A 4,990-nucleotide genomic window follows, 5' to 3' on the forward strand; every position below is an offset into this window, starting at 1 on the left:
GCCCGGTCCGCGCCCCCGAGATGCCTCGTCGCAGCGCCCGGCCGACGATGGAGCATGGCCGACCAGACGACACCCCAGGACCCGACCACCCAGCACCCCGACCCCGACACGCAGACCGCCGAGCAGATCCCGCACCCAGGGCACACCGACGACATGCGCAAGGAGCCCGACCACGGCGAGGAGTCGTACGTCGGCTCCGGCCGCCTCGAGGGCCGGCGCGCGCTCATCACCGGCGGCGACTCCGGCATCGGCCGCGCGGTCGCGATCGCGTTCGCTCGTGAGGGCGCCGACGTCGCGATCTCCTACCTCCCGGAGGAGGAGGACGACGCGCGCGAGACGCTGCGCTGGATCGAGCAGGCGGGCCGCCGCGGGCTGCTGCTGCCCGGCGACATCCGCGACGAGGCGCTCGCGCGCTCGCTGCCCGGGCGGGTCGTCGACGAGCTCGGCGGGCTCGACGTGCTCGTCAACAACGCGGCCTACCAGATGGCCCAGACGGGCGGCCTCGCGGACATCACGACCGAGCAGCTCGACCGCGTCCTCAAGACCAACGTGTACGCGATGTTCTGGATCACGCAGGCCGCGCTGCCGCACCTGTCGGCGGGCGCGACGATCGTCAACACGTCGTCGATCCAGGCGTTCGACCCGAGCCCCGGACTGCTCGACTACGCGTCGACCAAGGCCGCGATCGTCAACTTCACGAAGGGCCTCGCGGCGCAGCTCGCCGAGGACGGGATCCGCGTCAACGCCGTGTGCCCGGGGCCCATCTGGACGCCGCTGATCCCCGCGACGATGAACGCCGACAAGGTCGAGGACTTCGGCGCCGACACGCCGCTGGGTCGCGCGGGCCAGCCCGCCGAGCTCGCGCCCGCGTACGTCTTCCTCGCGTCGCAGGAGTCGAGCTATGTCACGGGCGACCGGATCCTCGTGACCGGCGGGCGGTCCTGATGCGCGTCGTCGTGGTGGGCGGGCACGGCAAGATCGCGCGGCTGCTGGCGCCGCTGCTGGTCGCGCGCGGCGACGTCGTCGTGCCGCTCGTGCGTCGGCAGGAGCACGCCGACGAGCTCGCGGCGCTGGGCACGCAGCCCGCGCTGCTCGACCTCGAGGCGTCCGACGCCGACGCGTTCGCGCAGGTCATGGCCGGTGCCGACGCGGTGGTGTTCGCGGCCGGTGCGGGCGCCGACGGCCAGGTCGAGCGCAAGCGCACGGTCGACCTGGAGGGTTCGCTGAAGTCCCAGGAGGGTGCGCGCCGCGCGGGCGTGCGGCGCTTCGTGCAGGTGTCTGCGATGGGCGTCGACGAGCCCGTGGGCGACGACGCGGGCGAGGTGTGGGCCGCGTACGTGGCCGCCAAGCGCGACGCCGACGCGGCGCTGCGTGGCACCGCCCTCGCGTGGACGATCCTGCGGCCCGGTGCGCTGACTGACGACCCGGGCACCGGGCGCGTGACGATCGCGGACCGCACCGAGCGCGGCGAGGTGCCGCGGGCCGACGTCGCGGCGGTGGTCGCGGCCGTGCTGGCCGACGACGCGACGACCGGCCACCAGTGGGAGCTCGTCGGCGGCGACACCCCGGTCGCCGACGCCCTCGCCCGCGCCACGGCCTGACGGCGCGCCGGGGGTGAGCCCGCCGCCCGCTCCGCCTCGCGCCGGGGTCCCCACTCGTCGACGGACAGCCTCGCGGCTTGACGGACACGGGCACGCACCTGTCCGTCGAGCCGTGACCGTGTCCGTCGACACGGTATCGAGCGGTTCAGGGTGGGATGGGTCCACGGGAGCCGGGGCCACCGGAGCCGGTGCAGGCCAGTGCATGCATCGCGGCATCCGTGCATGCAGAATGCTGCGAGAGGACGTAACCTGGCAGCATGAGCGTCTCCCTGACGGTCCGCGACGTGCCCGACGACGTGCGCGACGAGCTCGCCGCGCGCGCCGCACGCAGCGGCCGCTCGCTGCAGGAGTACCTGCGCGCGACCCTCACGGAGCTCGCGTCGCGGCCGTCCGCGGCCGACGCCCTCGCGACCGCGCGAGGCCGCGCCCGCTCCTACCCCGACCTCACCGCGCAGGACGTGCTGGACGACCTCGACGCCGGCCGACGGTGACCGGCCCGCTCGTCGTCGACGCCTCCGCCGTGCTCGCCGTGCTGCTCGACCCGGGCACGCGTGGCGAGCAGGCCGCCCGGCACGCGCGCGACGCGCGGCTCGTCGCCCCCGACCTCCTGGGGTACGAGGTGCTGAACGTGCTGCGCCGCCGACGCGCCTCGGGCCACCTCACCACCCGCCAGGCCGACCTCGCGGTCTTTACGTGGGACGAGCTGCCCGTCGAGCTGTGGGCCCTCGCCCCTCTCCAGGACCGCGTGTGGCGGCTCGCCCACAACCTGTCGGCGTACGACGCCGCGTACGTCGCGCTCGCCGAGCACCTCGACGCACCGCTGCTCACCGGCGACCACCGCCTGGCAGCCGCACCCGGCGTCGGCTGCACCGTCGTCACGGTCTGAGCGCGGCCGCGGCCCGGGCCTGCACGCCCGCACGCCCCGACCGTGACCTCCCGGCAACACGCGTGACACACCGCGCTCGTACCGTCGCGGGACCGGCCGGGCGGGAGCCCGGGACCGGCGCACGGCACGTGCACGCACGGCTCCGTCCGCACCCGTGGACACGGCGGTCCCGACGCGTCACGCTGGGCCCGGACCCGACCCCTCGGGCCGCACCCGCAGGTCGAGTCAGGGCGCACGTCGCGAGGAGGGCCGCATGTTCGACCACGTCGACCCGTTCATCGGCACGGACGCGACCGACCTGCCCGCACCGTCGGGCCTCGCGGCGACGTGGTGGTGGCCCAAGCCGCAGGTCGGCAACACGCACCCGGGCGCGACGTACCCGTTCGGCATGGTCTCGGCGTGCGCGTACTCGGGCGCGTACCCCACGGGGTACGGGCGGTACGACCTGTCGACCGAGGGCCGCCCGCCCGTGCTGCACGACCGGCTCGTGGCCAGCGGGTTCACGCACTTCCAGCAGTCCGGCACGGGTGCGATCCGCAAGTACTACAACTACTTCCGCGTGACCCCCATGCTGTCGCCCCTGGACGACCTCGGGCAGGCGTGGGAGATCGTCGACGAGGTCGCGCAACCCGGGTACTACGCCGCGACGCTCGCGTCGGGCATCCGCGCCGAGATCACGGTCGGCCCCAAGTCGGCCGTGCACCGGTACACGTTCCCCGCGCACCACGACGCGCGGCTCGTCATCGACTTCTCGCTCGGCGGGCTCGACATCCCGTACGGCCGGACCATCCCGCTGCGCGCGCACCTCGGGTCCGTCGCGCCCGGGTGCGCCGAGGGCGAGGTCGTCGTCGAGGGGGCGCCGCTCGCGGTGCGGGTCGAGTGCGACGCCCCGCACTGGCGGCAGATGCTCTGGTACGACCGGCGGCTCATGCCCGGCGGCACACGCCTCGACTTCGACCGCATCCGACCCACGACGCTGCGGCCGTTCGGGCTGATGTGGGCCGGGCCGACGGAGTCCGGGCAGGTCGTCGAGCTGCGGTTCGGGTTCTCGCTGCGGGGCGTCGAGCAGGCCGCGCGCACGCTCGAGCACGAGTGCGGACCGGGCCCGTCGTCGTTCGAGCGGCGGCGCGCGACCACGCAGGCCGTGTGGCGCGAGCACCTCGGCAAGGTGCAGGTGGACACGCCGTCGTCGGACCGCGCGACCGTGCTGGGCACCGCGCTGTACCACTCGCTGATCAAGCCGTGCCTCGCGGTCGACGAGTCCCCGTTCTGGCCGACGCCCGGCCCGTTCGCGTTCGACCTGTCGACCATGTGGGACATCTACCGCACGCACCTGCCGCTCATGACGACGCTCGCGCCGGACCGCGCGGTCGAGCTCGCGAACGCGCTGCTGCACATCGCCGAGGAGGAGGGCAACCTGCCCATCGGCTACCGCATGGCGCGCGGCGCGGACCGGTTCAGCCGGCAGGGGTCGGCGCTCGCGCACACGTTCCTCGCGGACCTGTGCGCGCTGGGCCTGCCGGGCGTCGACTGGGACTGGGCCCTGGTGCACATGCACGACGACCTGCGCCGCACGTACGGCGAGGAGTTCCTGCTGCACGGGCGCACGCACCCCATCAGCCACACGCTCGACCTCGCGTTCGGCTACTGGTGCTCCGCGATCGTCGCAGGGCGCGTCGGGGACCTCACGCTCGTCGAGCAGTTCGGGCCGCTCGCGGCACGCTGGGCCAACGCGTTCGACCCGGCGACGGGCCTGCTGCACGACTCGACGTACTACGAGGGCGGGCGGTGGAACTACTCGTTCCGGCTGCTGCACGACATGGCCTCGCGCATCGGGTTCGCGGGCGGCGACGACGCGTTCGTCGCGATGCTCGACCGGTTCTTCGGCTTCGGCGCCGACCCCGTGAAGCAGCCCGGCCTGCTGCCGGACGTCGACGAGATGGCCGCCGGGTACGCGCTCGACCGGTTCGAGGGCCTCAACAACGAGCCCGACATGGAGGCGCCCTGGGCGTACATGTACGCGGGGCGCCCCGACCGCACGGCGCAGGTCGTGCACGACGTCGTGCACCAGCAATTCGGCACGGGCCGCGGCGGCCTGCCCGGCAACGACGACTCCGGCGGCCTGTCGTCCTGGTACGTGTGGGCGACGCTCGGGCTGTTCCCCGTCGCGGGGCAGAACCTGTTCCTGCTGAACGCGCCCGCGTGGCGCGAGTCCCGGCTCGACATCGGCGGACGCGGGCTGACCGTCGAGACGACGGGGTTCGTCGAGCCCGAGCCCGGCGGGCCGGTGCAGCACGTGCAGTCGGTGCACCTCGACGGCGTGCCGCTCGACCGGCCGTTCCTCACGGGCGGCGAGCTGCACGCGGGCGGTCGGCTGCTCATCGGGCTCGGCCCGGAGCCGTCGGGCTGGGGCACGCAGCACCGACCACCCAGCGCGCGGGCGCCGCAGGTCGACGTCCCGCTCCCCCGCCTGGCCCGCCCGTGACCCCCTGACCGCGAGAGC

General features: G+C 74.5%; 5 protein-coding genes. All 5 read left to right on the forward strand.

Going from position 1 to position 4,990, the window contains the following annotated elements; all coding sequences use genetic code 11:
• The first annotated feature begins 54 nt into the window (after positions 1 to 54).
• Positions 55 to 945 (forward strand): SDR family oxidoreductase, encoded by an 891-nt coding sequence (locus ATM99_RS15570; protein ID WP_062103767.1) that lies wholly within the window; start codon positions 55 to 57, stop codon positions 943 to 945.
• Complete coding sequence (locus tag ATM99_RS15575; RefSeq protein WP_062103768.1) at positions 945 to 1,601, forward strand: NAD(P)H-binding protein; 657 nt, start codon at positions 945 to 947, stop codon at positions 1,599 to 1,601. Before ATM99_RS15570 ends, ATM99_RS15575 begins: the two co-directional genes overlap by 1 nt.
• Before the next feature lie 257 nt (positions 1,602 to 1,858).
• On the forward strand, positions 1,859 to 2,092 hold the full coding sequence (locus tag ATM99_RS15580) for a hypothetical protein (RefSeq protein ID WP_046529510.1): 234 nt from the start codon (positions 1,859 to 1,861) through the stop codon (positions 2,090 to 2,092).
• The gene (locus tag ATM99_RS15585) at positions 2,089 to 2,487 is read left to right on the forward strand and encodes a type II toxin-antitoxin system VapC family toxin (protein WP_062103769.1); all 399 of its coding nucleotides are present in this window, start codon (positions 2,089 to 2,091) and stop codon (positions 2,485 to 2,487) included. The genes ATM99_RS15580 and ATM99_RS15585 overlap by 4 nt, the downstream gene beginning before the upstream one ends.
• Positions 2,488 to 2,740: 253 nt before the next feature.
• Entirely contained in the window at positions 2,741 to 4,972 is a 2,232-nt protein-coding gene (locus ATM99_RS15590) for a glycoside hydrolase domain-containing protein (RefSeq protein ID WP_062103770.1), read from the forward strand.
• The last annotated feature ends 18 nt before the right edge of the window (positions 4,973 to 4,990 follow it).

Origin of the sequence: Cellulomonas sp. B6 (genome assembly GCF_001462455.1) — a bacterium.
GTDB lineage: Bacteria > Actinomycetota > Actinomycetes > Actinomycetales > Cellulomonadaceae > Cellulomonas.

Excerpts from the sequence above, each read along its gene's own strand:
- ATM99_RS15590 (WP_062103770.1), top strand. The coding sequence starts at position 2,741 with ATGTTCGACCACGTCGACCCGTTCATCGGCACGGACGCGACCGACCTG.
- ATM99_RS15575 (WP_062103768.1), top strand. The coding sequence starts at position 945 with ATGCGCGTCGTCGTGGTGGGCGGGCACGGCAAGATCGCGCGGCTGCTG.
- ATM99_RS15570 (WP_062103767.1), top strand. The coding sequence starts at position 55 with ATGGCCGACCAGACGACACCCCAGGACCCGACCACCCAGCACCCCGAC.
- ATM99_RS15580 (WP_046529510.1), top strand. The coding sequence starts at position 1,859 with ATGAGCGTCTCCCTGACGGTCCGCGACGTGCCCGACGACGTGCGCGAC.